Below are 20,873 nucleotides of genomic sequence, written 5' to 3' on the forward strand. Positions count from 1 at the left end.
TCCTTAGATTTTAGAGTTTGTGGGGGGGGTGAGAAAGATTGACAATCACGTCAGCGCCGGCAACGTTGCCTTGCTCCGTGGCCACCGACGCCGATCGCGCGTGGTTGATGATCAGCACGGCGGCTGCCGCGACGACGCCTGGCACCGCGATGGACATGAAGTTCTGCTCCAGCGGCAGCCCGAAACCGACCAGCATGCCGATCACGATCGGCGCCAGGATGGCGCCGCCACGGCCGACGCCCAGGGTCCAGCCAATTCCCGTGGCACGGATGGCAATGGGATAGAACTGCCCCGCATAGGCGCAGCCGACAATTTGCGTACCAATGGTCGACGCGCCTGCAAGTCCGACGAGTACGTACAGCAAGCCGACTGGTACCTGGTGGCCCAGCATGGTGATCGATACGGCAGCCAACAGGTACATGCCCATCAGGACGTACTTGATGTGGAACCTGTCGGCCAGCCATCCGCCGCCAATCGCGCCGATCATGCCGCCGAGGTTGAGCACCAGCACGAATGTCAAGGCGGAACCGAGGCTGTAGCCTGCGCTCGCCATCAGCTTGGCCAGCCACGAACTGAGCGCGTAGACCATGAACAGGCACATGAAGCACGACAGCCAGAACATCAGCGTGCTCGAAGCGCGTCCCTCGCTGAAGAGCTGGCGGAAAGGCGCGCCTGCGGCTACGTCCGTGCCGGTAATCACGAAGTGGTCGTCGGTCCGCGGGGCGTAGCCAGGGTCGATCTGCCCGGCCAGCCGCTTCAACTCGTCACCGCGGCCGCGCCGGATCAGGAATGCCACCGATTCCGGCATCGACTTGAGGATCAGCGGGATCAGCAGCACGGGGAGTCCCGCGGCGATGAATACGGATTGCCATCCGTAGGTCTCGATCAGACCCTTGCCTAGCAGGGCCGCGAGCATGCCCCCGATGGAGTAGCCGCTGAACATCAACGTCACCATCGTGCTGCGCACGCGCTGCGGTGCGTACTCGGTCATCTGCGCGATCACGTTTGGCATGACGCCGCCGATGCCAAGCCCGGCCAGCAGGCGCGCCGCGCCGAACGAGAGCGGGTCTGTACAAAGCCCCGCGACGGCGGTGAAGACGCTGAACAGCGCGATGCAGATCGCGATCGCCCAACGCCTGCCGATCCTGTCGGCGATGGTGCCGAGGAAGATGTTGCCGAACATCATGCCGAACAGCGCCGAGCTGACCAGCAGGCCGGCCTGCGTGGGATCGATCGCCATCTGCTTCATGATCGACGGCAAAGCGATGCCGACCACGGCCAGATCATAGCCATCGAACACGATAATCAATGCGCACCAGATCAGCACGCTGTAATGGAAGGTGTTGAGCCTGGCGTCACCCGCCAGTTTTTGTATATCGATTTTCCGCATAGTCTCCTCTCTGTTTTTCTGTTTTTCTATCTTTCTATCTTTCTATCTCTGGATGACTGTCAAAGCTTGGCCAGTGACACGCTTTCGTCAGCCAGGCTTTCCGGACTGACAGGAGTGCGTCTCTCGATCAGGCGGCGCGCAAAGCGCAGGTCGCGGGCGGCGTTGCCGCCCAGTGCGGCTACCACCCGTTCGCCTTCCAGGTAGAAGAAAATGAAGCCACCCGCCGCTGGCAGGTCGCGTACGACCACTTGATGGGATGGCGACGGCACGCCGTAGATCTGCAGGTTCAGGCCGTATTGGTCAGACCAGAACCACGGCAAAGGCTCGTAGTGCACGGCAACGCCGAGCACCGACTTTGCCGCCGCGATCCCCTGCTCCTGAGCGTTCTGCCACGACTCGAGCCGCACGTTGCGCCCGGCCCAGCCGTTGCGCGCGACCGCGAGGTCTCCGGCAGCGAACACGTCGGGATCGCTGGTCCGGCACTGTGCGTCGACCAGCACGCCGCCGTCGCAATGCAGTCCAGCCGCACGGGCCAGCTCGTCGTTGGGAACCAGGCCGATGCCCACCACCGCGACGTCGCAGACGATCTCGCGGCCATCGATCAGCTTGACCATGAGCGCGCCGTCCGCCATGCGCGCGAAGCTGGCGACAGTGGCCTCCAGCAGTACGTTGGTACCGTGTGCCGTGTGCAGGTCAAGCAGCCGCTCCGACAGCGCGGCCGGTACGCTACGCTCGCATAGCCGGCGCATCGCCTCGATCACAGTCGCTTGCGCGCCGCGCTGACGCGCGGTAGCGGCCACCTCCAGGCCGATCCAGCCACCGCCCACGACGGCAACGCGGGCGCCGGGGCGCAGCGCGGGCGCCAGGCGCAGGGCGTCGTCAATCGTGCGCAACACATGCACGCCCGGCAGGCTCGCGCCGGGAACGTCGAGCGCGCGGGCACGGCCTCCGGTACACAGCACAAGCCTGCTGTAGTCGATGGTCTGCCCGTCAGTGAGCATGATCCGCTTTGCCGCGCGCTCCAGCCGGGCAACGCGTGTGCTCGCCAGCCATTCGATCGATAGCGCGGCCATCGTCTCGGCGCTCAGCAGATGCACGCTTTCCGGTATTGCCTCGCCCGAAAGTACCGCCTTGGACAGTGGCGGGCGCTCATAGGGAGGATGCGCCTCGTCACCGATCAGCACGACCCTGCCCTCGAAGCCTTCGTCGCGCAGCGTGCGCGACGCCCAGCTTCCGGCCTGGCCGGCACCGATGACAACGATTGTGGTGAGGTTCGAATTCATGGCACTCCAGGCGCTCAGGTGGCCGCTACGACTTGGGGCAAGACCTGGATCTGCACCCGGCCGTCCGCTACACGCAAAGGAAAGGTCTGGACCGGCTTCACGCACGGCGCCTTGCGCGCTTCGCCGGTACGGAGGTCGAACAAGCCCTGATGAAGCGGGCACTCGACGCAGCCGTCTTCGACAAAGCCTTCCGACAATGGCACACGCTCGTGCGTGCACAGGTCGTGCAGCGCGAAGAGCTCCTCGCCCACCCGGAACACAGCGACGGGCAAGCCCGCCGCCTCGACCGCGCGCGGCTCATCCTCGATGAATTCGTCGGCCGCGCCGACGTCATGCCATGTACTCATGGGACCCGCTCCTAGATCGGCGTAGCCAGAAGGGTCTGGACACGCGAGGTGTCATAGATGACCCGTTTTTCCTTGTAGCGCCACTGGCCGTCCCGCTTGACGACGGTGTCGCGATAGCAGCCCGCCTGGTACACGACGCTCTCGCCGGCCGCGCCGGTATTGACGACGATATAGCTCGAGAGCGTGCGCACTTCCTCGTCACTCATCGACTCGATCACCAGGCCGCCTAGTGCGTGGCGATAGGCGTGTGCTTCAAAAATGTTTGCGTGGCGCAGCGCGACGATGCGGTCTCGCATCATCATCTGGTTGCGGCAGTGGATCACCGGCGCCGGCAGGCCGCGGTCGGCGTTCTCGCGCGAGATGATGGTGTACGTGCCATCCTCCGTGAAGAAGCCTGGCCAAGCCTCGAGCAGGTTGTTGTCGATCGCGTGAACGTAGCGGCTTTGCAGCTCGCTCAACTCACACCAGATCTGCAGGTTCTTTTCCATCTCAGTACCCCATCGCCTGCTGATACCCCGCCCAGAAGCGGCGAATCAGGTTTTCGGTGATATTGCTGTTGGTCTGTTCGGGCGCATCCAGGCCCATGCCCATATAGGAAGTCTTGTCGCCATCCCGGACGGTGCCACGCTGCACCAGTTCGGTGGCCTCGGTATCCTCCATCGAGATAAAGCCCGCCGGCCCGACGAGGTTGGCTTGCAGGAGCCGCAGCTCGCGCAGCTCCGGGGTGTCGTCCTCGTAGCCGAAGAAGTGAAACACCAGCTCGAAGTTGCTCGGACCCTTCGGCAACAACTGGCGCGCAACCAGCGTGTTGTGGATCTGCTGGATGACCAGCTGCGGGAAGAGCGGCTGGATATGGTTGGTGCAGTCTTCTTCGAACTCGGAGATCTGCCCCAGCACGTAGGGATCCTCGAGCGCGAAGCCGTCCTGCATGGAGCGGATCTTCTGGTCGGTGTACGCCGCCGCGGTATTGGTGTCGACCTTCGGCTTGGTCACCGTGATCAGGCTGTGCAGGCCGTGCGTCGCATCCGGAATGGAGCGCGCGCTCATGCCAACACGGAAAATGTTGAACGTGGTGTGGAAGAGATGCAGCAGGCTCGCGTGATACGGATCCTTCACGTTCTCCAGATAGAGCTTCCAGTTCGACTTCGAATACTGGCGCGTACAACCCAGGTACACGATCGGCTTGTGGAAGACGCGATCCACCCAGGGACGCATCTCGGCGCCCAGGTATTCGGGCAGTGGCGACGTCTCGTCGCTAAAGGTGGCGAAGAGCAAGCCCTTGTACTCCTCGACGCGCAGCTTCTGCAGCCCATGTGCCTTAGGGTCGAAGGCCTTCGCCATGCCGACGAGCGTGACCGCGCCTTGCTTCTGGCCGCGGCGGAACGGCACCCCTTGCAGGTCGCCCTCGCACGAGTAGTTCCACTGGTGATAGACACAGGTATGCGATTCCGCATTCCCATATTTCTCGCGACATACCATGGCGCCGCGATGCGCGCAGCGATTGACCCAGCAAGCGAACCCGTTGGCGGTGCGCGTTACCACCACCGGTGTATCGCCGACAAAGGTACTCTTGAAGTCATTGAGGGCGGGAATCTCGCAGGCCAGAGCAACGAAGCTCCAGTACGGCCCGCGATAGATACGTTCCTGCTCCCGGTCGTAGACCTCCTGTGAGCTGAAGACGCTGTAGGGGACGCAAGAGCCGTCCGTCTGTGGGAAGAACACCTGCCGGCTGGCGGCGCTCTGCGCGATCTGTGGAGAATCTGACATCGCTGTCTCCGTGAAGTTATGTGTGTTATCGGATGGAGACAGTGTAGAAATCGGCCATGCCGCGGACTATCCGGAAATGGTGAACTTGTGGCGCGGGCAAGTCCGTTTCTTGCGATTCGCGGCGGGACTATCCGAAAACGGCAGCGACGCTGCCGGCGCCTATCCGATTCCGGCAAAGCTGCGTTGCAGCCTCGCACGGGCACTACTTCCGCTGCGGGCGCTGTGGCAAGATAAGACGCATAAGAGGGGCGACCGACCCCTAGTCAATGAATCTGGGTCTTTATGTAGCGGTTCCAGGATGAAAGGCGCTCCGGTCCTCGCGTACGCGACTTGGCGATACAGCGAATGCGACAAGGCGGCGCCGCGGCGCTAGCGTCTTACGCGTCGCATGGAAGCTGCCATAAAGTCAGAATGGGGACAAAAGATGCCACTCTCGCCGCGGACCCCCGCCCTGTCGGCCTTGTACAGGAATCCACTCTTCCGCTCGGATGTGCACGTCGAGGCGCACGAGCAGGTCGCCCACGAACTCGCAGACCATGTCCTGCGCTGGAAACCTGGCGCGCCGGATGCCGCGATGTTCAAGGGCGAACTCTACCGCCTGAAAACCTACGCGCTACGCTATGGCGCCGAAGTCGAAGTCTCGGCACGCCCGTTCGATGATTTCGTATTGGTCCATACCTCCCTGCACGGCGGCGCCGAGATCCAATGCGACGGGCATCGCCTCTGGGTTGCCGAGGGGCGCACGGCGGTGCTCGCACCGAAGGAACGCATTCGCCTGCGCTGGAGCCCTGGCAACCAGCAGATGATCGTGCGGGTTCCACACAGCCTGCTGCGCGCGGCCATGGGATGCGAAGAAGACGAACGCATTGACCTGGTGCCGGGCTTCCTGCTGCCGCGAGCGTTCGAAACGCACTGGGAACTGCTCGCGCATTCGATGCTGAACCTGCTCCCGCCCGCCAGCGATGAAGCCGCGCATGCCAAGTGGGTAGAGCACTTTGAACGGCACCTGGCATTGTTCCTCCTGCTGCACCAACCGGCGGAAGTCGCCTCGCTGACCGCCTCTCGCAGCCACATCATGCTGCCAAGCGAGACAGTCGATGCTACCGCGAGCCGGGGTACCCGCCAGATGGACGCCGTCATTGCGTACATCGAGTCCCACCTCTGCGCGCCGGTTTCGCTTGAGGATCTGGCCAGCGTTGCCAGAGTGAGTTGCCGCACGCTGAATACCCTATGCCATCGCTACACCGGCATTGCACCGATGGAACTGTTGCGCAACGCACGCCTGGACGCCGTGCGCACGCGCTTGCTACTCGACCCCGGCGCCAGCATCACCGAGACCGCGCTGGCGTATGGGTTCGGGCATCTAGGTCGCTTCGCAGCCTACTACGCGGCCCGCTTCAATGAACTGCCGAGCGACACCCAGAAGCGCCGAGACTAGGACAGCCAAGGGCACCCGGCAGACGCCGTTCCTCACTACGGGTGTCAATATTTTTTCTCTATTTTTCTCCAGTATTTCGTAAGCTCGGTGATGGTCGGTAGATACGAAATTCGAATATGTCCTTGATCGCCTAAGAATAAGAATAAGAACAAGACATCAAAAGATGATCGGATTGGTATCGACGTGGACAACGTCACTTCGCGCCATATCCTCAGACACCTGAGTTCCTGAAGCGATCGCCTGACACGGAATTCGCCCACCTTCCGGCGGTTACGCGATTTTTGCCAATACATTTTAAATATCAAATATTCATATCTAAATCATACAAAAGAACATCCTCGCAAGACCCGGACACGATTCGGGATTCCGGCGAGTACGTCACGGCACCTCGGCCAAATCCATGGCACGGCGCCGTCACCACAAATCATCGAAAACATTAAATCTCGTCTTGGGGAATCAGGGTGAAGAATCACCATCGTCTCGTTAGTACTGCCACACTGCTTGGCTCGATCATTGGCGCTGCGTCATCTTCGGCAGAAGCACAAAGCAAGTACGAAATTACCGGCCTTCTTGACGCCGGAGTCGGCTACGTCAGCAATGTAGGCGGCAATAGCAGCTATCGCGCCAATCCTGGAATCTTTCGACCCAACGCGCTGATCTTCCGGGGTGAAGAAGATCTTGGCGGCGGCAACAAGGCGCTGTTCTATCTCGGCTCTCTGTTCAGCATCCAGAGCGGCAGTGTCTTTGGAGGACCGGGCAGCCTCTTCTCGCGAGAATCCTATGTCGGCCTGTCCAATCAGTATGGCAAGCTGACGATCGGGAATCAGCGAGACTTCATGTTCGACACCCTGACGCTGAACAAGTACCCTGGCAGCTTCGTTGCCGGCTCGTATGCGGCGCACCAGGGCCCGTTCCCGACCTTCGCGGTTCCATATTCGTCACAGCCCGCCTTTGACTTCGACCGTGTGAATGGCGAGGCCATCGCCAACACCATCAAGTTCAAGAGTGCCGACTTCAATGGCTTGACGTTTGGTGCGATGTACGGTTTCGGTGAAACCACTGGCAGCTTTGGAAAATCGAATTCGACCAGCTTCGGCGTCAACTACGACGTCGGACCGGTGGGCATCGGTGCGGCCTATACGATGTCGAAGGCGCCATCCATCAACAACGGCAATGACGGCATCCGAAACATCGGTATCGGCGCGCGCTACGAGTCAGACAAGCTACTGATTTCGGGGCTGACGACGCTATCGCGCAATACGGCGACGGGCGCCCTCATCAATGCCAACGATATCAGCGTGGGATATAGCTTCACGTCGGCCTGGACCCTCTCCACTATCTATACGTACATGCGCGGCAACGAGCGACTTAACAGCGTTCACGCCAATCAGGTGACGTCGATGCTCAGCTACCGCTTCTCCAGGCGAACCATGGCGTACGTGGACGCCGCGTGGCAGTTGGCCTCGGGCCGCGGTGCCTTCGCTCAGGTCAATGCCTCGCCAGGCGCCTCGAATGGCGTACGGCAGTTCATCAGCACCTTCAGCATCCAGCACACGTTCTAACACGCCCCCCTCCGGAAAGGACCGCCGGCGTCGCCCCCCCCCCGGGAAGACATCCTGGCGCGTCTGCATCCGGCGATGCCGGCCCCGTGCCACTGCGTTGGTGCGGGGCGGCTCGACGCGAAACTCAACACCGTCACGCACTCACGCGCCGCCATTTCAAGAAAAGGACTCTACATGCAACACCTGCCCCCTCCCTCACGCCGTACCTTCCTGAAAGCATGCGCGGCGATAGCCGGTTGCGCCTCGGTGCCGGCCGTCTTCGCCAGCCCCGCCAGCGCGCGCACCACTGCCATGGGCGGCCTTCCCGAGCAAGGTGAATACATTTTTCGCGGCGGCTACATCCTGACCATGGATCCCACGCTCGGCGAGTACCCTACTGGCGATGTGCATGTGAAGCATGGCGAAATCGTCGCCGTCGGCGCTTCGGTCGATGCGCCCGGTGCAACGGTCATCGACGCGCGAAACAACATTGTCTTGCCGGGCTTCGTCGATACCCATCAGCACCTTTGGACAAGCCTACTGCGCGGCTCCATCCGTGGAGACGATTCCAGGTTCGGTTACTTTCCGAGCAAGGCACGTGCCGGCGCTGTGATGACGGTCGAAGACATCTATCACTCCGTCCGCCTCGGCGTGGCGGAAAGCCTAGGCTCCGGCATCACGACCATTCACGACTTCTGCCACAACGTGCCATCGCCCGCTCATGCGGCCGCCGACCTGAAGGCGCTGGACGACCTCGGCGTGCGAGCCAGGTTCTCCTATGGAAGGTTTGGCGAACCATCGGCAACGCCCACGGACTGGCAGGACGTCGCGCGGGTAAAGAACGAGGTGCTGCCCAAGAGCCCACGCCTGTCGCTAGGTGTGATCGTGGCGCCAACCCTGGAAAAAGACGGCACAATGCGCGCTGGCGTACTCGACGATCTGCGCACGTCGATCGCGAACGCGCGCGCGCTCGAGCTGCCTTACACACTCCACTATGGCAACCTGACACACGGCCTGATCGACATCATGGCCAGGAACGGATGGCTCACGCGGGAGCTTCTGCTGGTGCATCCGCAAGGCTTCACTGCGCCCGAGCGCCAGTTGCTGGTTGCCAACCAGGTTGGGATCAGCATCGCGCCCGCCATCGAAATCCAATACTCGACGGTCCGCAGCGGCTACACGCAATTCGCCGAAATGGAAGCGCTCGGCGCCCAGATGGGGCTCTCCGTAGATTCTGCCGCGGCATCGGCGAATGCCAACTTCTTCAATGAAATGCGCGCGCTACTCTGGGCCCACCGCACGCGCAGCGACACCAAGGTCAAACTGACGCCGCGTCGACTCGTGGAATTGGCAACCATCGACGGTGCCAAGACACTCGGCCTGGCCGACCGCGTGGGATCGCTGATCCCTGGCAAGCGCGCCGATATCATCCTCGTGCGCACCGGCGACATCAACATTGCCCCGGTGATTGACCCTTTCAATTCGCTTGTCTATTCCGCGCAGCCGAGCAATGTGGATACCGTGATGGTCGACGGCCGCATACTGCGCAGCGGCGGCAAGTTCACGGCGCTGGACATGGAAGGGGTGATCCGCGACGCCACGCGATCCGCGCTGCGCCTGCGCAGTGAGGCCGGACTGGCATAGTGTGGCGCCGCCGCGGACTCCTCGCGGTGGCGCCTACATTCGCATCGGCGGGAACACGCGATGACGCCGCGGCGCTAGGCCACCCGTCTCATTCCGCCGGGTGTACCGCACTGCGGCGGCTAGGAAGCAGGATGCGCACGCAGCTCCGTGATGAAGCCATTCAGTTCAGCTTCGCCGGCATCGGTAATCGCCCAGTAATTCATCCCCGCGGCACTCCAGTGGGCAAGGTGATAGCCCTGCTGCGCGTAGATGCGGGGCGTGGCGCCCGCGTCGTTGCCCGGCCACACATAAAGATTGATCGGGTGCAGCTTGTAGCGATAGACCATCACGGCTACCGCCCGCCCCTTCAGGTAATCCAGGCGCCCGCCGATCAGCGGATACCCCTGCTGCACAAGATCGACCACAGGCGGCGCAAAGTCCAGCTTGCCGTCAAACCACGGCTTGACCGTATGCCGGTCGGTTGAAATCACATCGGAGAGGTGATTGACCTGCAGCGAGCGAATATGGTTATCCACGAGTTCCTGGGTCAGGCGCGTCTCGCTCGATGGCACGGATAGGTACAGCCCCACGCTCCAGGTCAACGCCACCACACTCATCAACATCGCACCAGCCGGCGCCCAGGCCAGCGACCCGCCGCCGCCCCACCGCCCAAATCGCTCACCCAGCCGCTGCCAGAGCGTGCGGCGCACCGGCAGCGCAGCCTTGATGCGTTTCACGAGTTCCTGCGGCGCCGCAACGCGTAAATCCGCCTGGCGCAGCTGCGCACTCACCTCGCGGTGTTGTGCATAGGCCTGTTGGCACTGCTCGCAGTCAGCAAGATGGCGCTCGAATTCGAGCGCTTCGGACAGGCTCAACTCCTGGTCGAGATAGCCCGGCAGTAATGCAAACGCTTGGTTGTGATCCATCACGCCTCCTGATCCGTCGGGGCGAGCAGCGCCGCGAGTTGCTGGCGGCCTCGGCCCAGGCGAGACATCACCGTGCCGATCGGGATGCCCACGATGGTGGCGATTTCCTTGTACGACAAGTCCTCCAGCTCCCGCAGCACGACCACCTCCCGGTATTCCAGCCGCAAGCCCAGCAACGCCTTGTGCACCCGCTTCTGGCTCTGGCTACGTATGAGCATGGCCTCAGGACTGTCGTCATGGTCGGCGACACTCGTCTCAAGGCTATGCATGTCTTCTTCGAACATCATGGTTTGTGCTGCATGTCCCCGGTTCTGCTGATGCCAGGTGTAGAAGGTGTTGCGCACAATGCTCAATAGCCATGCACGGGCATCCTCGCCGCGGAATCCGCCAATGAACCGGAACGCGCGCAGGTACGCCTCCTGCACCACGTCCTGGGCATCCTGGTCGTTATGCGTCAACCATCGCGCAACATTGAAGGCCGAGGTCATATGCGGCATTACAAGTGTCTCGAAGCGCTGTGCGGTGTCTGGATCGGCCATTGTGAAGTGTCTGCTGTAACCGCAATCCGTGACCGGCAGTGAGTTAATAGCAAGACCGCCGGCATGCCCTTTTTATTCCCGGAACCGCCGCCTGAATTGGATCCCGTGTTCGGATCCCGTGTTGATTCGGCATGGTAAGCACCGATAATGTGACAAGTGCGCCACCCATGGTCATCATCTTCACGGGCAACCGTGCGCTGCAGGCAGATGAGTGAGCGTGGGAGCGGGAATATCTGGCAACGTATCGGCGTCTACGCATTGCATATTAGAGAAGATGGCCTGCGTCCGACTGCCGGGTTAGCCGCTCGGCGGCTGCTGTGCCAGAAGTTCTCTCCATGATGAGCATCAAGGGGGAAGGAAAGTGCAACCAGTTATGCGCCGCTTGCAACTCGGATCGGGTGTGGTGCTGCTGATCTACCTCTTTCTCCACCTGGTCAATCATGCACTCGGGATCTGGTCGCTGGATCTTGCCGGGCGCGGTCTTACGCTGGCTCTGCGGCTCTGGCATAGCGTGCCCGGAACGATCTTGCTGTATGGTTCGGCCTCGCTGCATTTCGCACTGGCGCTGCGCACAGTCTACGGGCGCCACCACTGGGTGCTGTCTCCCACCGAATGGATCCGCCTCTGGGCGGGACTCAGCCTCCCTCTATTGCTTATCCGCCATGCGGTGGCGACCCGGCTTGCCGCCTCCCTCTACGGCTTCGAGCCGAACTATGAGCGGATCGTGATCATGCTGATCACGAGCGGCACGCAGGGCCTGCAGGTTGCATTGCTCGCCCCGGGCTGGGTACACGGTTGCCTGGGACTGTGGCTCCGCTTGCGCCACTATGCGATGGTGCGCCGCGCCAAGCCTGCACTGCTTGCTCTGCTCGTGTTCATGCCACTCCTGTCGGCGGCCGGGCTTGTCCGGATGACCCAAGCCGTCGTGGCGAGTCGAGCTAGCCTCCCGGCGCCCGATCCGAAACTGGCTGCGCACCAGCTCGCTCTCGATGCGTGGCGTCACAATCTCCTAATCCTCTACCTGCTGCTGATCATCAGCGCTTTTGTGGCCGGCCAGCTGCGCAATCGGCTTGCGCGTCGAAGGATCGCGCAAAACGTCGCTGAACGCTTGACTCGCAGCCCCGAAGAAAATGCACATACAGCCGAATGATAGGCACTATGCCCCCCCCTAAATCAGCTTCCGTGGGCATTGGTTCACCGATGGGCAGTAAAAGAGAAGACCGATGGGTATGGGTTATCGTGCGATTGCCTGGCTCCTTCCAGGCAATCGCATGCTCAACCGGCAGCCATCTGATCGTTAAACGTGTTGACCCAGGCGTGCTCGTTTGGTCCCGGATTGGCACGCATGTCCACGGCGGGGCCTACCAGTATTTCGTTGGCATCTGTACCCAGTTGCTCGATCGCGCCCGCGATGAATGCTTCGAGAGGCATCGCGCGCTCCTCCTCGCTGCTGTTCATCAGCTCGGTGCGGACCCAGGGTGGCGCGATCTCGATGACCGAGACCTTGCTGTCCCGAAGCAGGTAACGTTGGGAGAGCGTGTAGGAATGCAAGGCCGCCTTGGTCGCGCTGTACACGGCCGCGATGGCCATGGGCACGAAGCCGAGTACCGAAGTGACATTGACCACAACGGCACCCTCTCGCGCCTTCAGGTGCTCGATTAGCGCCGAGGTCATGCGTATCGGCCCCAGCAGATTCGTCTCGACGGTGGAGGTCAGCAGGTCGTCGCCGACCGGGCCGCCAGCGCCATCAGGCAGCATGATGCCGGCGTTGTTGATCAGCACGTTGAGCCCGGGATAGTCGGCAATCAACCTGGCAGCGACCTTTGCGACATCCGCCGGATCGGTGATGTCGAGCGATACCGCCTGCATGCCGGGGTTCGCATCGATCGTCGCTTGCAGACGCTCCGCGCGTCGGCCGGAGATGATGACCTGGTTGCCGAGCTTGTGGAGCGCTTGGGCGAGACCGCGGCCGATGCCCGAACCACCGCCGGTGATGAATATGGTGTTACCTGTGAGTTTCATGATGTCTCCGATGGAGATGACGGTTGGAGTCAGCGCGGAAAGCCGTTCCCGAACATGGGCAGGCCGCTTTTCGACTCGGCCTCGGTTGCCTCGTCCTGCAGCACGTCCCAATGCTCGGCGAGTACGCCATCGGCAATCCGCAGGATGTCGGCGGCAATCCAGGCGACAGGACGGCCAGTGCCGGAAAAGCGCCCATGAATCATCACGTAATCGCCATCCGCCACGATCGCGCCGGGTTCGTGTCGCAATGTTGGCGGCAGGGTCTTGATCAGGTTGAACAGACCGTCGCGGCCCGGTTCGATATGGGCGCTGTGCTGGATATAGTCGGGCGACCAGAATCGTTCGGCGGTGGCGTAGTCGCGTTGATTGAAGAGCGTGTCGAACGCTTCGAGCACGAGGGCCTTGTTGGCGGCTTCGGTGGTAGTGGTCAAGTTGATTCTCCTGAGGGGTGGGTGCCGTGGCGGCGCCATGGCGATGCGGTTTTGCAACTCCGGGTCTCCGAGGCGGATCGGCTTGAGCAAGCGTTGGTGACTTTCGATTTGCATGGCTATCTCCTATGAGATGGACCCGCTCAAACACGATGGTGACTGACATTGAGTTTTGTTGAGCGAGCCAAGAAAGTCAAGGTCAATCACCATTGTCTTTCTCGAGGACGGCTATACTTGAGGCGACAACCGCACAGAGGAGCATTGAGCAATGGGTGTCTCAAAACAGCAGGCGGCAGAGAACCGCAAAACCATCATTGCGGCGTCGGAGAAGCTATTCCGCGAGCACGGAATCGATGGTGTCGGCCTGAGCGCACTGATGAAGGCCGCAGGCTTTACCCAGGGTGGCTTCTACAACCACTTCGAATCGAAGGAGGCGCTAGCGGCCGAAGTCGTGGCGACTGCGATGGACAAAGCCAACCACGATCTGAAGGAAGCCATCGCAGCGCCGATTGCACCGGGCGGCAACCGTTTGAGGCGACAGGTCGACTTCTATCTGTCTGGCACGCATTGCACTGATATCGAGCAGGGTTGCGCGGTAGCCGGCCTCACCGCGGACGTCCGCCGGCTAGGCCACGAGGCGCAAGCGCGCTTTGCGAATGGCTTGCAGGAGATGATCGAAACCTTGACGGGGCTCGTCGCGGAGCAGCGCGCCGAAGGCAGAGACAGCCAGGAAGCGCGCCGGGAGGCCATCGCGTTCTACAGCGAGATGGTAGGCGCGCTCATCCTGTCGCGCGCGGTAGCCGGCGCCGATCCCAGGCTCGGGCAGGAAATACTGAACGCAAGCCGGCAGATGCTTCTCAGGGATTTCGCACTGGAGGTGGCGCAGGGCAAGCGGTAAAGCCAGGGAACGCTCACGGCTGTCCGGCAATGCCTGCGCGCTGATTGGCTCGGCTGTCGTTCCACTTACCTATCGTTCGGGTAACGCTGAAACACAAACGCAGGTGCGTAAGGAGTGGGAAGCTGTGCCAACGGAGTTGGCGCGCATACGATCCGCCCGACGGCATCGGGCGGATCACGGCACGGGTCAGACCAGATGCAGTTCAACGTGGACGTTGCCGCGCGTGGCTTTCGAATACGGACAGATCTGATGCGCCGCTTCAACCACCGCTTGCGCCACCTCCGGGTCGAGGCCCGGCAGGCTGACGTTCAGGCGGGCCTGCAGGAAAAAGGCGCCATCGGTAGTGCCGAGGTCCACCTCGGTATCCAGTGCAAGGTCCGCTGGCAGCTTGATCTTCATCTGGCTGGCGGCGCGGCCCATGGCCCCGATAAAGCAAGCCGACCACCCCGCGGCAAACAGTTGCTCAGGGTTTGTGCCGGCGCCGCTGCTGCCCGGTGAGGACAGCTTCAGATCCAGCCGGCCATCGTTGCTATGGGCTTGGCCATCGCGGCCGCCGGTGACGTGGACCTTGCCTGTGTACAGGACGTTCTCGATGCGGTTCATGATCAATTTCCTTGAGATGGATTTGCGCTGGGCATTGCGCGGCCTGAGATCGCTTCGCAGGTGCTAGGCATCGGGCCACGGAACGTATTAAAGGCGGTCGACGTATCAGGCACGTAGCACGTCGGGCCCTGTTCTGTCTGGATACGTATCCCGGTGGCCGCGTGATACAGACGCATACAAAAACCTGTGAAAAGTGGCCCGGACGCGACACTGGACCGCGATCTGTGATGCGGTATTTGTATCGCTCTGTATCCGGCGGCCTGCCGGATACGCAACGTTTCAAATCGAAGGGTTCGGGAAACAGGCGCGATACGTCGGTCGCCGATGCTTCCCATCAGCATCAGTCCCAATGGAGAGAACCATGTCCGAACCGATCAATCAAAAACGGCGCCGCCTGTTTGGCTCGGCCGCGCTCACGCTGGCCGCCGCGCCATTTGGCTTATCTGACCTGGCGCACGCGGAATCCAGCCAGACGGCAGCACGCCCGCCGGCCGCACGGCCGGGTACGCATGCCCAATTCACGACGATCAAGCAGGTGACTGCCGGCGAACTCAATATCGGCTATGCCGAGGAAGGTCCTGCCGATGGCCCTCCCGTCATCCTCCTGCATGGCTGGCCGTATGACATTCACAGCTTTGTCGACGTCGCACCGGCGCTGGCGGCGGCGGGGTACCGCGTGATCGTGCCGTACGCACGCGGCTACGGCAGCACGCGCTTCATGTCGGCCGAGACGGTTCGCAATGGCGAGCAGGTGGCGCTCGCGCTCGACACCCTCGCCCTGATGGACGCGCTGGGCATCGGCAAGGCGATCCTCGCCGGCTACGATTGGGGCGCGCGGACGGCATGCATCATCGCGGCGCTCTGGCCGGAGCGATGCAAGGCGCTGGTTTCCGTCAGCGGTTACCTGATCGGCAGTGTCGAGGGCAACCGAAAGCCGCTTGCGCCGCAGGCCGAGCTCCAATGGTGGTATCAGTACTATTTCGCCACCGAGCGCGGGCGGGACGGCTATGCGCAGCACCGGCACGCGTTCACGAAGCTGATCTGGCAACTCGCCTCGCCGACATGGCACTTCGACGACCGCACGTTCGATCGCAGCGCGGCGGCTTTCGACAACCCGGACCATGTGAGCATCGTGATCCACAACTACCGCTGGCGGCTCGGCCTTGCCGAGGGCGAAGCCCGATACGCCGATCTGGAACGGCGGCTTGCTGCGTTTCCGAGCATCGGCGTGCCCACCATCACGATGGAAGGCGACGCCAATGGCGCGCCGCACCCGGAACCGAGTGCCTATGCCAGCAAGTTCTCAGGCAAGTATCAGCATCGGCTCATCACGGGCGGCATTGGCCACAACTTGCCGCAGGAAGCGCCGCAGGACTTTGCCAGAGCCGTGATCGACGCAGACCAACTCTGACGGCGGGTTGCCTGGTCAGGCTCGTCGCAGCGAGCGTGACCAGGCTTCGACGTGGACAGCGGCGCATTGAAACCGTGGCCCCGCCGAACAACCAAGCAGGCCTGCCCCCTCCCCTTTGATCAGCCTAGCCTGACGATCGCTGCCAGCCCGCCCCCTTCACGGTTGCGCAGCTTGAGCGAGCCGCCGATGGCCACCGCAAGCTGCTGTGCAATCGCGAGGCCCAGGCCGGAGCCGCCGGTCTCGCGGCTGCGCGAGCCCTCGAGCCGCACGAACGGCTGCAGCACGGCTTCGAGCTTGTCTTCCGGGATGCCCGTGCCGCGATCGAGCACCTCGATGATCACGGTGTCGCGCTCGCGGTCCACGCGCAGTTCCGCCGCGCCGCCGAACTTGATTGCGTTGTCGATCAGGTTGGTCAGGATCCGGCGCAGCGCATGAGGGCGCGTCACGATGGCGCCGCCGACGTTCTGCTCGATGGTCACTGCCTTACCGGTATCCTGATAATCGTAGGCCAGGCTCTCGATGAACGATCCGAGGTCGATTCGCGATGGCTTCTCGCCATCGCCATGCGTGGCGCGCGCGTACGCCAGCCCTTCCTGCACGAGCCTTTCGATCTCGGCCAGGTCCTGCACCATCTTGCGCTTCTCCTCGGAGTCCTCTGCCAGCTCGGCGCGCAGTTTCATGCGCGTGATCGGCGTCTGCAGATCGTGCGAGATGGCCGCCAGGATCTGCACGCGCTCCTCGATGAACTGGGCGATGCGCTCGCGCATGGCATTGAACGCCCGCGCGGCGCGCGTCAGCTCGGTGGGGCCTGTTTCGGCCAGCGGCGGCGTCTTCCTGTTGGGATTGAGCGTATCAGCGGCATCGGCCAGTGCCACCAGCGGCCGGATCGACACGCGTACGGCGTACCAGCAGCACACGACCAGCAACAGCAGTTGGATCACCAGCACATAAGGCAGCCACTGCGCGATCGGGATCATGCGCGGATGCACGTCGATGGTCAGGGGGCTGCCGTCGCTCAGCGTCAGGTGCGCCTGCAACTGCTTGCCGTCGCCCGGGATCGACTCCACCGTGACCGGAAAGCGGCCTTCGCTGGCTTGGGTGATCCGCGCGGCAATATCCTTGCCGCGTGGCGTCATCTCGGGCACGCCCGGCGAGCCCGGCCCCAATATGTATTGATAGTTGCCGCGATTCACGCGCGGCAGCCATTGCGCTCGCTCGGCGGCGGGAACGCGGTCGAGGATGGCGACCGAGGTGGCCACGTCGGTTTCCAGCGTGCCGAGCATGACTTCGCGCGCTGTCATGTAGCGCTCGGAGAACAGCACGCCAAACGACAAGCCATGCGCGATCACCAGCCCGGCAAGCAAGATCAGGAACAGGCGCGAACCCAGCGAGCGCGGCCAGGGCCAGAGGCGCGCGCTCAGTGTGCTCATCGTGCTCGTTGTGCTCGTTGTGCTCGTTGTGCTCATTGGCGGGCCTCCTTGATCTCCACCGGCGTCGCAAGCACGTAGCCCTCGCTACGCACGGTCTTGATGTAGCTGGGTTCGCGTGCGTCGTCTCTCAGGCGCTGGCGCAGGCGGCTGACCAGCAGGTCGATGGAGCGCTCGAACATGTCCGCCTCGCGGCCCTGCGTGAGGTTGAGGAGCTGGTCGCGGTTGAGCACGCGCTGCGGATGGTCGACGAACACGCGCAGCAGCCGGTACTCCGCGCCGCTCAGCGTGACGATGGTGCCTTCGCTGTCGATCAGGTGGCGCGCGGTGGTATCCAATCGCCAGTGGCCAAACGCGAGCATCTGCCCTGCTTCGGTGATCTGCAGATTGGGCGGCAGCATCCTGGTGCGGCGGAGCACGGCCTTGATGCGCGCCAGCAGCTCGCGCGCGGCAAAGGGCTTGGCAAGGTAATCATCCGCGCCCATTTCGAGGCCGATGATGCGATCCGTTTCATCGTCGCGCGCGGTCAGCATCAGCACGGGCGTGGCCTTTTGCTTTCCGGACCGCAATTCGCGGCACAGCACCAGGCCGTCATCGCCGGGCAACATCAGATCGAGCACGATCAGGTCGACGGTATTGGCCTCCAGGAACGACCGCATGTGGCGGCCATCCGGCGCCACCGTCACGCGCAGGCCGTTCTTGGTGAGATAGGTCGAAACGAGTTCACGGATTTCCCGGTCGTCATCGACGATCAGGATATGGTCGACGTGCGCGTCCATCGGGTTCACCTCGGCAGGATTGGAAGGGTTCGGCCAGTCAGCTTCGCCGCCATTGTATGGCGGCCTTCGGCCCCGCGTGTATCGCAATGTATCCCGCCGTCGCACAGCCACAGAGAGGTACATATCCGCTTGTTTGCGACACATCCAGGCGACGTCCGTGGTGCCTGATGGAGGGCAGCCCAGCCGCGCCAACAGACCCGCCCCCCCCCCCCCGCAGCCGGTTGCTTACCTGGGCTGCTTGCGAATCTCGGTGGTCGTCCGGCCCCCGAAACCCCAGTTGTCGGTATCCACCTCTTCGATGGCGATATGCGTCCATTCGGGCGGTTTGTGCAGCACGCGCTCCAGGGTCTCGGTGACTTCCTTGATGACCTGGGCTTTCTGCTCGGCGGTGGTTCCCTCGCGGGTAATGCGAATGCTGACGAAAGGCATGGCGGCCTCCTGCATGGATTGACGTTTCGAGATGAGAGCGATGGATTCCGGGCCGCGGCAGGACACGTGTCCGGCCGCGGCTGCCGGCTTCAACGGCCTGCGCTGAAGCCGCCGTCCACCGGCAGCACGGTGCCGGAGACAAAGTCGGCCTTGGCCAGGTAGAGCACGGCGTCGCTGATCTCGGCGATGTTGGCGATGCGGCCCAGCGGGTGCAGGCTGCCGAGTGCCGCATGGGTTTCGGCGGCATGCATCGGGGTGTCCACGACGCCCGGGGCGACCGCGTTGACCGTCACGCCGTGCGGCGCCAGTTCCAGCGCAAGCGCGCGCGTGGCCTGGTTGATGCCGCCCTTCAGGGCCACGGCCAGCAGCGCAGGCACACCGCCGTGCGGCTGAAGCGCCAGCGACGCGGTGATGTTGATGATCTTGCCGCGCTTGCGTTCGCTCATGTGCCTGGCCGCTTCCTGCGACGGATACAGCACGCCCTTCAGGTTGGTGGAGATCTGCTCCTCCACTTCGTCCGGCGTGAACTGCACGAACGGCTTGGCCGTGAAGATGCCCGCGTTGTTCACCAGCACATCGACCTTGCCGTACTTGGCAATGGCCTGCGCGAAGACCTGGCGCGCCGATTCGGGCTTACCGACGTCGCCCGCCACGCCCAGGAAGCGCTCGCCGGCATTCAGCCGTTCGGCGGTGGCTTGCAGGCGCTCGGTGGAACGGCCGGTGCCGACGACGTTGTAGCCCGCCTTGAGGAAAGCTTCGGCCAAGCCCAGGCCGATGCCGCTGGTGGCGCCGGTGATGACGACGGTGTTGTCGGTGTTGTCGATATTGTCGGTGTTGCGCATGATGGTCCTCCGATGGATCCAGATTCAGATTCAGGGTCCGGTGCCGGACTCCAAAGCCGTCACCGGTGTGGAGGGACTATATTGCTGCTGTCGAGCGCAATAAACGGGGTTTGCTACACTTGTCCTATTACATGGCGTAAAGAATATGCACCGGCAATTCGACGATATCCTGCTCGGCAGCATCGAGCTCTTTTGCCTGGCCGCCGAGGCCGGCAGCTTCACGGCGGCCGCCAATACCGCAGGCGTCACGCCTGCCGCCGTCAGCCGCTCGATCTCGCGCCTGGAAAAGCGCCTCGGCGTGCGCTTGTTCGTGCGCTCCACGCGCAGCATCCGGTTGACTGAAGGTGGCAAGGATTACTTCGAGCAATGCCGCGCCGCGCTCAATCAGCTGGTCGAAGCCGAGCGCAAGGTCACCGGCGAGCAGGTGCAGCCCTCGGGCACGATCCGCATCAGCGCGCCAACCACCTACGGGCACCATCGCCTGTTGCCGCTCCTGCCCGCGTTTCGCGCCAAGTACCCGCAAATCAAGGTGGAAGCCCACATCAGCAACCGCAACGTCGATTTCCATGAGGAAAACTTCGACGTGGCGATCCGCTTCCGTGCGCAGCCGGACTCGATGATGGTCTCCCGGCACCTTGAAGACGCGGCACTGGTGGTGGTCGCGAGCCCCGCCTACCTGAAGCGCGCAGGGGTACCCAGAACGCTGTCGGACCTGGACCAGCACGAGTGCATCCAGTTCGATCTACCGAGCAGCGGGCGGCAGATCTCGTGGCTGTTCAAGGAAGGGGGGCACGAGAAGGAGATCTTCTCGACGGGCAACTACATGTGCGCGGAAGACGTGCTGGCCGGCGTGACGCTGGCCAGAGCGGGCGCGGGACTGTTCCAGACCTACCAATTCGTCGTCGAGCGGGACCTCGCGCAAGGCGAGCTGGTCGAGGTCCTGCAAGCTTTTGCCGGGCGCATGCGCCCCGTCAGCCTGATGTATCCGCACGGCCGCCTGCTGCCATCGCGCGTGCGTGCGTTCGTCGAGTTCATGATGGAACAGGTGCGTCCGCCAGTTGCTGCCTAAGATGGGGTACGACGACGTTGACAATCGTATTGCCCGCACAGACTCGTACTAGCACTTGAAGATAGCAAAGCCTTGGATTGTCAACGGCGCACTGGTGAAATGCCTGCAGGG

At 62.7% G+C, this 20,873-nt stretch carries 21 protein-coding genes; 7 read left to right on the plus strand and 14 right to left on the minus strand.

What is annotated here, in order from left to right; translation table 11 throughout:
• Positions 1-10: 10 nt before the first annotated feature.
• From ACX12D_RS10300 to andAc, 5 genes are read right to left on the minus strand one after another with little or no spacing between them, the layout of a single operon-like run.
• Complete coding sequence (locus ACX12D_RS10300; RefSeq protein ID WP_459371050.1) at positions 11-1,390, minus strand: MFS transporter; 1,380 nt, start codon at positions 1,388-1,390, stop codon at positions 11-13.
• A 59-nt stretch (positions 1,391-1,449) separates the two neighbouring features.
• Positions 1,450-2,673, minus strand: coding sequence for an NAD(P)/FAD-dependent oxidoreductase (locus tag ACX12D_RS10305; protein ID WP_459371051.1), 1,224 nt, complete (start codon positions 2,671-2,673; stop codon positions 1,450-1,452).
• A 14-nt stretch (positions 2,674-2,687) separates the two neighbouring features.
• Complete coding sequence (andAb, locus tag ACX12D_RS10310; protein WP_459371052.1) at positions 2,688-3,020, minus strand: anthranilate 1,2-dioxygenase ferredoxin subunit AndAb; 333 nt, start codon at positions 3,018-3,020, stop codon at positions 2,688-2,690.
• Positions 3,021-3,031: 11 nt separating this feature from the next.
• Positions 3,032-3,508, minus strand: a complete 477-nt coding sequence (andAd, locus tag ACX12D_RS10315) for an anthranilate 1,2-dioxygenase small subunit AndAd (RefSeq protein ID WP_459371053.1) — start codon at positions 3,506-3,508, stop codon at positions 3,032-3,034.
• 1 nt (position 3,509) lies between these two features.
• Positions 3,510-4,787 carry an anthranilate 1,2-dioxygenase large subunit AndAc gene (gene andAc / locus ACX12D_RS10320; RefSeq protein WP_459371054.1) on the minus strand — a complete coding sequence of 426 codons (1,278 nt, stop codon included), beginning with the start codon at positions 4,785-4,787 and terminating at the stop codon, positions 3,510-3,512.
• Between the two features lie 424 nt (positions 4,788-5,211).
• Between andAc and ACX12D_RS10325 the strand changes: the two genes are divergently transcribed.
• From ACX12D_RS10325 to ACX12D_RS10335, 3 genes are all read left to right on the plus strand, one after another.
• Positions 5,212-6,225, plus strand: coding sequence for an AraC family transcriptional regulator (locus ACX12D_RS10325; protein WP_459371055.1), 1,014 nt, complete (start codon positions 5,212-5,214; stop codon positions 6,223-6,225).
• Between the two features lie 461 nt (positions 6,226-6,686).
• Positions 6,687-7,787 carry a porin gene (locus ACX12D_RS10330; RefSeq protein WP_459371056.1) on the plus strand — a complete coding sequence of 367 codons (1,101 nt, stop codon included), beginning with the start codon at positions 6,687-6,689 and terminating at the stop codon, positions 7,785-7,787.
• Positions 7,788-7,961: 174 nt separating this feature from the next.
• Positions 7,962-9,410, plus strand: coding sequence for an amidohydrolase family protein (locus ACX12D_RS10335; protein ID WP_459371057.1), 1,449 nt, complete (start codon positions 7,962-7,964; stop codon positions 9,408-9,410).
• Between the two features lie 119 nt (positions 9,411-9,529).
• On the opposite strand, the gene ACX12D_RS10340 is transcribed toward ACX12D_RS10335, so the two are convergent.
• Positions 9,530-10,315: an anti-sigma factor family protein gene (locus ACX12D_RS10340; RefSeq protein WP_459371058.1), complete on the minus strand. Its 786-nt coding sequence runs from the start codon at positions 10,313-10,315 to the stop codon at positions 9,530-9,532.
• Entirely contained in the window at positions 10,315-10,854 is a 540-nt protein-coding gene (locus ACX12D_RS10345; protein ID WP_459371059.1) for a sigma-70 family RNA polymerase sigma factor, read from the minus strand. The genes ACX12D_RS10340 and ACX12D_RS10345 overlap by 1 nt, the downstream gene beginning before the upstream one ends.
• Positions 10,855-11,227: 373 nt before the next feature.
• Here ACX12D_RS10345 and ACX12D_RS10350 point away from each other — a divergent pair, with 373 nt between their 5' ends.
• Positions 11,228-12,004, plus strand: a complete 777-nt coding sequence (locus tag ACX12D_RS10350; RefSeq protein WP_459371060.1) for a hypothetical protein — start codon at positions 11,228-11,230, stop codon at positions 12,002-12,004.
• A 125-nt stretch (positions 12,005-12,129) separates the two neighbouring features.
• Here ACX12D_RS10350 and ACX12D_RS10355 read toward each other — a convergent pair whose 3' ends face one another.
• Positions 12,130-12,876, minus strand: coding sequence for an SDR family oxidoreductase (locus ACX12D_RS10355; protein ID WP_459371061.1), 747 nt, complete (start codon positions 12,874-12,876; stop codon positions 12,130-12,132).
• 29 nt (positions 12,877-12,905) lie between these two features.
• A complete protein-coding gene (locus ACX12D_RS10360) occupies positions 12,906-13,421 on the minus strand; it encodes a nuclear transport factor 2 family protein (protein ID WP_459371062.1) in 516 nt (171 codons plus the stop codon).
• Positions 13,422-13,572: 151 nt separating this feature from the next.
• Between ACX12D_RS10360 and ACX12D_RS10365 the strand changes: the two genes are divergently transcribed.
• Positions 13,573-14,202, plus strand: a complete 630-nt coding sequence (locus ACX12D_RS10365) for a TetR/AcrR family transcriptional regulator (protein WP_459371063.1) — start codon at positions 13,573-13,575, stop codon at positions 14,200-14,202.
• Between the two features lie 186 nt (positions 14,203-14,388).
• On the opposite strand, the gene ACX12D_RS10370 is transcribed toward ACX12D_RS10365, so the two are convergent.
• On the minus strand, positions 14,389-14,805 hold the full coding sequence (locus ACX12D_RS10370) for an organic hydroperoxide resistance protein (RefSeq protein ID WP_459371064.1): 417 nt from the start codon (positions 14,803-14,805) through the stop codon (positions 14,389-14,391).
• Between the two features lie 361 nt (positions 14,806-15,166).
• Here ACX12D_RS10370 and ACX12D_RS10375 point away from each other — a divergent pair, with 361 nt between their 5' ends.
• Entirely contained in the window at positions 15,167-16,216 is a 1,050-nt protein-coding gene (locus ACX12D_RS10375; RefSeq protein ID WP_459371065.1) for an alpha/beta fold hydrolase, read from the plus strand.
• A 119-nt stretch (positions 16,217-16,335) separates the two neighbouring features.
• On the opposite strand, the gene ACX12D_RS10380 is transcribed toward ACX12D_RS10375, so the two are convergent.
• From ACX12D_RS10380 to ACX12D_RS10395, 4 genes are all read right to left on the minus strand, one after another.
• Positions 16,336-17,646, minus strand: a complete 1,311-nt coding sequence (locus ACX12D_RS10380; RefSeq protein ID WP_459371066.1) for a sensor histidine kinase — start codon at positions 17,644-17,646, stop codon at positions 16,336-16,338.
• A 32-nt stretch (positions 17,647-17,678) separates the two neighbouring features.
• Entirely contained in the window at positions 17,679-18,422 is a 744-nt protein-coding gene (locus tag ACX12D_RS10385) for a response regulator (RefSeq protein ID WP_459371067.1), read from the minus strand.
• Positions 18,423-18,647: 225 nt separating this feature from the next.
• Complete coding sequence (locus ACX12D_RS10390; protein WP_441630414.1) at positions 18,648-18,851, minus strand: tautomerase family protein; 204 nt, start codon at positions 18,849-18,851, stop codon at positions 18,648-18,650.
• Between the two features lie 89 nt (positions 18,852-18,940).
• Positions 18,941-19,675 carry an SDR family NAD(P)-dependent oxidoreductase gene (locus ACX12D_RS10395; RefSeq protein ID WP_459373993.1) on the minus strand — a complete coding sequence of 245 codons (735 nt, stop codon included), beginning with the start codon at positions 19,673-19,675 and terminating at the stop codon, positions 18,941-18,943.
• Between the two features lie 163 nt (positions 19,676-19,838).
• Here ACX12D_RS10395 and ACX12D_RS10400 point away from each other — a divergent pair, with 163 nt between their 5' ends.
• Positions 19,839-20,762 (plus strand): LysR substrate-binding domain-containing protein, encoded by a 924-nt coding sequence (locus tag ACX12D_RS10400; protein ID WP_459371068.1) that lies wholly within the window; start codon positions 19,839-19,841, stop codon positions 20,760-20,762.
• The last annotated feature ends 111 nt before the right edge of the window (positions 20,763-20,873 follow it).

Source organism: Cupriavidus sp. PET2-C1 (assembly GCF_054515855.1).

Excerpts from the sequence above, each read along its gene's own strand:
- ACX12D_RS10300 (WP_459371050.1), bottom strand. The coding sequence starts at position 1,390 with ATGCGGAAAATCGATATACAAAAACTGGCGGGTGACGCCAGGCTCAAC.
- ACX12D_RS10305 (WP_459371051.1), bottom strand. The coding sequence starts at position 2,673 with ATGAATTCGAACCTCACCACAATCGTTGTCATCGGTGCCGGCCAGGCC.
- andAb (WP_459371052.1), bottom strand. The coding sequence starts at position 3,020 with ATGAGTACATGGCATGACGTCGGCGCGGCCGACGAATTCATCGAGGAT.
- andAd (WP_459371053.1), bottom strand. The coding sequence starts at position 3,508 with ATGGAAAAGAACCTGCAGATCTGGTGTGAGTTGAGCGAGCTGCAAAGC.
- andAc (WP_459371054.1), bottom strand. The coding sequence starts at position 4,787 with ATGTCAGATTCTCCACAGATCGCGCAGAGCGCCGCCAGCCGGCAGGTG.
- ACX12D_RS10325 (WP_459371055.1), top strand. The coding sequence starts at position 5,212 with ATGCCACTCTCGCCGCGGACCCCCGCCCTGTCGGCCTTGTACAGGAAT.
- ACX12D_RS10335 (WP_459371057.1), top strand. The coding sequence starts at position 7,962 with ATGCAACACCTGCCCCCTCCCTCACGCCGTACCTTCCTGAAAGCATGC.
- ACX12D_RS10340 (WP_459371058.1), bottom strand. The coding sequence starts at position 10,315 with ATGGATCACAACCAAGCGTTTGCATTACTGCCGGGCTATCTCGACCAG.
- ACX12D_RS10345 (WP_459371059.1), bottom strand. The coding sequence starts at position 10,854 with ATGGCCGATCCAGACACCGCACAGCGCTTCGAGACACTTGTAATGCCG.
- ACX12D_RS10350 (WP_459371060.1), top strand. The coding sequence starts at position 11,228 with ATGCGCCGCTTGCAACTCGGATCGGGTGTGGTGCTGCTGATCTACCTC.
- ACX12D_RS10355 (WP_459371061.1), bottom strand. The coding sequence starts at position 12,876 with ATGAAACTCACAGGTAACACCATATTCATCACCGGCGGTGGTTCGGGC.
- ACX12D_RS10360 (WP_459371062.1), bottom strand. The coding sequence starts at position 13,421 with ATGCAAATCGAAAGTCACCAACGCTTGCTCAAGCCGATCCGCCTCGGA.
- ACX12D_RS10365 (WP_459371063.1), top strand. The coding sequence starts at position 13,573 with ATGGGTGTCTCAAAACAGCAGGCGGCAGAGAACCGCAAAACCATCATT.
- ACX12D_RS10370 (WP_459371064.1), bottom strand. The coding sequence starts at position 14,805 with ATGAACCGCATCGAGAACGTCCTGTACACAGGCAAGGTCCACGTCACC.
- ACX12D_RS10375 (WP_459371065.1), top strand. The coding sequence starts at position 15,167 with ATGTCCGAACCGATCAATCAAAAACGGCGCCGCCTGTTTGGCTCGGCC.
- ACX12D_RS10380 (WP_459371066.1), bottom strand. The coding sequence starts at position 17,646 with ATGAGCACACTGAGCGCGCGCCTCTGGCCCTGGCCGCGCTCGCTGGGT.
- ACX12D_RS10385 (WP_459371067.1), bottom strand. The coding sequence starts at position 18,422 with ATGGACGCGCACGTCGACCATATCCTGATCGTCGATGACGACCGGGAA.
- ACX12D_RS10390 (WP_441630414.1), bottom strand. The coding sequence starts at position 18,851 with ATGCCTTTCGTCAGCATTCGCATTACCCGCGAGGGAACCACCGCCGAG.
- ACX12D_RS10400 (WP_459371068.1), top strand. The coding sequence starts at position 19,839 with ATGCACCGGCAATTCGACGATATCCTGCTCGGCAGCATCGAGCTCTTT.